Raw genomic sequence first — 3,544 nt, 5'->3', positions numbered from 1 at the left:
TATCTTTGATAAATACGTCGATGACTGCCCTCTTCATATTACCTTTTATGGGTTTAAGTTATAGATAGCCTTTAATATTCAACAACGCTATTTTGTGGTTATTTTGCACTTGCACAAAGATTTTGGGCGCTTGATACGTTATGATATGCCATAATTCACAGTACAGTTGTACTCGGATTTATAAAATCCCTTTTAAACAGTACATCTAGACAATACCTATAGGCAACATCTATAGACAATGTATCGTTTAGTTGTGACAGCTATTATAGCTGCAACAAAAGCATTTGATATTCAAAAATATATTTTCTCTAACACACTGTTTTGACACATTGTGGTTATGAGGGAGTGGTACGCTTGAAATCAAATAATAGAAGTAAACATTTAAAAACGATTATTAGCAGTACTTTAATTATTGGTACTTCATTAAAAATAACTTATTAAAAGTAATCATCAAAAAATCGTTACTTATAAGGAATAGAATATGCGCCGCGTTGTTATCACTGGAGCAGGGATTGTCTCTTGTATCGGACATGATTTAGCCACAGTTACTGACTCTTTGAAGCAAGGACAGTCTGGCATTACGCTTAATGACTCTTATGCTGAGCATGAGTTCAAGTCACAGGTCAGTGGTAGTATTGATAAATCAATACTAGATACCTCTGCTATCGACCGCAAGCTCAAAAGGTTTTTTAGTGATGCCAGTCTCTATGCTTATGTTAGTGCGTTAGATGCTATCAAACAATCTGGATTGACGCTTGATGTCATTGGCCAAAACCCACGTGTCGGAGTGGTAGCAAGCTCTGGTGGCGCTTCAACAGAAAATATTGTCAATGCGGTAGATGCCATGCGCGAAAAAGGCTTACGCGGTGTTGGTGCCATGGCAGTGCCTAAAACCATGGGCAGTTCAGTGTCGGCAGCCCTAGCAACAGGACTTAAAATACATGGGGTTTCTTACTCTTTGTCCTCTGCTTGTGCGACTTCAACGCACTGTATCGGTCATGCTGCTGAGCTGATTCAGCTAGGCAAAGCAGATGTCGTTTTAGCAGGTGGTAGTGAAGCTGAGCATTGGACCCAGTCATGCATGTTTGATGCAATGGGCGCGATGAGTACACAATATAATGATACGCCTAAACAGTCTTCACGCGCATATGACAAAGACCGTGATGGTTTTGTGATTGCAGCTGGTGGCGCAATGGTGGTGGTCGAGAGCTTGGAGCATGCGCAAGCACGCGGTGCCAATATCCTCGCGGAAATCGTTGGTTATGGTGCTAGCTCTGATGGTGCTGAGATGGTTGCGCCAAGCGGTGAAGGCGCGGTACGCTGTATGCAGCAGGCCTTGGCCGAAGCTGGATTAGACAGCGTGGACTATATTAATACTCACGGTACCAGCACGCCACTAGGTGACATCACTGAGCTTAAAGCGATTGCGAAAGCATTTGGTGATGATGTCAGTAAAATCCCTGCTATCAGCTCAACCAAATCTATGACTGGTCACAGCTTAGGTGCAGTTGGCGCACAAGAATTAATCTATTGCTTATTGATGCTACAAGAAGGCTTTATCGCACCAAGTATCAATATTGAAGAGCTAGACCCTGCCGCTGAAGGCTTTGATATCGTCAATCAAATGCGTGAAACGAAGCTTGAGACACTGATGAGCAACAGCTTTGGTTTTGGTGGCACCAACGCCACACTAATCATCAAAAAGTTCGACGCGTAACCGATGCACGTAGAAAACCACAAGACTACTAAGCAGACCGATTCTGCCCTATCGCCAGCTACTAACCCTAGCTGGCGTTTTGGTGATCTGCCTGCTGCAGAATTAATGCCGCATTTACAGCGCTATCTAATAGCACAAGAGTCTAGAGCAAACTGGCAGTTGGTTTGGCTAAACAACGATGGACGGCCTGTCATTGGCCTACTCCCCAAAGTAAGCTGGTCTATTTATTTTAATACTGCTGATAACCAGTCACCTGATACACAATTGGCTACTTATAAAGTGATTCGGCATTGCCGTGATGCAGGTACGAATGAAGCTCAATCTATAACAGCGAAAGCTATAAGCTACGCTGATTGGCAAGATGAGTTGATACAGTATAGTGAGGCTTATGCACCTGAGCTTAGCAATACCATTCATGATGAAAAGCCCTCAACTATAGCCAATATCACTCCATACTATCATCATGGCCTAATAGGGTTTATCGGCTATGATATGTCGGCTTTTGAGCTCAGTCCAGCTGCCAACATTGAACTCGCAGCACAGCCTTGTGCAGTATTGGGTCATTACGATATTTATCTATCACCTAAAAAAAACAGCAAAACCGGTTGGCAGTTAACCGTCAATACCATTACTAATCACTCAGATAAAACCATTAACGATGAGTTGAGTAATAAAGCTGTTATAGCGCTTATCTCATATTTAGACGGACTAGATAAAAAACTGTCTGATAAATCTATCGATAACGATGGCTCTGAGTCATCAGAACCTACTCCTTTAATATTACAAGCACGCTGGAGCAAGTCTGATTATCAACAAGCATTTGACCGCACTCAAGACTACCTAAAGCAAGGCGACTGCTATCAAATCAATCTAACGCAAGAATGGCGTGGTCAGCTCTCTCATAAAACAAGTAATATCCAATCAACATCAAATCTGATTGATTATTTGCCCATGCTATATCGTAATACGCAGGCGCCCTTTGCAGGGTATCTATCGATTAATGGAACAGATGATAGTCTAAACGCTTCTAATATATCTACAAATTCGTTTGAACTGTTGAGCTGCTCACCTGAGCTGTTTTTTACCTTCAAAAAAGATGCTAGCACTGGCAAACATCACATCATCACTAAACCTATCAAAGGGACGCTACCTCGAGGAGTAAGCGCTAAACAAGACTCAGCATTAAAACAACAGCTAACCAATAGTGAAAAAGATCGTGCTGAAAACGTGATGATTGTTGATTTATTACGTAATGATTTGGGTAAATATGCCAGAACTGGTAGCGTAAAAGTACCACAGCTATTTACTATTGAAAGCTTTAGCAATGTACATCACATGGTTAGCACCATCACCGCAGAGCTCAAAGAAAACACTCATCCGTTGGCAGTGTTATTCGGTAGTTTGCCTGCTGGTTCTATCACTGGCACACCCAAAAAGCGCGCTGTCGAGATTATATCCGAACTAGAGACCACACCACGTGGCGCTTACTGTGGCACTCTAGGTTATATGAATTTTGATGGTAGTGGCCAATGGAATGTACTGATTCGTACGTTGCAAGCCAACGCTTTATCACATAGTGATTTGGAGAAAGAAAAACAAGTCAGCTTGTGGGCTGGTGGTGGTATCACTATCGCCTCTAACTGCGATGCCGAATACCAAGAATGTTTAGATAAAGTGGGCAATTTACTATCAGTGCTTGCCCAAGAAAGTCTGAGCAAATAGAACTATAGTCAAAGAACTACTAAATGGCTACAGCGTTACCCTCCCTAAATGTACTACTTGTACAATCTTCGGCCGGCTGCCTTGTATCCACTTTAGACTTCTTTG

The 3,544-nt window shown here is 42.3% G+C and carries 2 protein-coding genes; both read left to right on the top strand.

The window, feature by feature from the left end:
* Positions 1-481 precede the first annotated feature (481 nt).
* Positions 482-1,717 carry a beta-ketoacyl-ACP synthase II gene (locus ACT3SX_RS14425; RefSeq protein ID WP_192520238.1) on the top strand — a complete coding sequence of 412 codons (1,236 nt, stop codon included), beginning with the start codon at positions 482-484 and terminating at the stop codon, positions 1,715-1,717.
* 3 nt (positions 1,718-1,720) lie between these two features.
* The gene (locus ACT3SX_RS14420) at positions 1,721-3,439 is read left to right on the top strand and encodes an anthranilate synthase component I family protein (RefSeq protein ID WP_192520239.1); all 1,719 of its coding nucleotides are present in this window, start codon (positions 1,721-1,723) and stop codon (positions 3,437-3,439) included.
* Positions 3,440-3,544: the final 105 nt, after the last annotated feature.

Source organism: Psychrobacter sp. AOP31-B2-9, from assembly GCF_052378005.1.
In the GTDB taxonomy this organism is placed as follows: domain Bacteria; phylum Pseudomonadota; class Gammaproteobacteria; order Pseudomonadales; family Moraxellaceae; genus Psychrobacter.
Note: the sequence above shows the minus strand (reverse complement) of the source record. Positions and strands in the feature narration are given on the sequence as shown.

Coding starts and splice junctions, on each gene's coding strand:
- ACT3SX_RS14425 (WP_192520238.1), top strand. CDS start 482: ATGCGCCGCGTTGTTATCACTGGAGCAGGGATTGTCTCTTGTATCGGA.
- ACT3SX_RS14420 (WP_192520239.1), top strand. CDS start 1,721: ATGCACGTAGAAAACCACAAGACTACTAAGCAGACCGATTCTGCCCTA.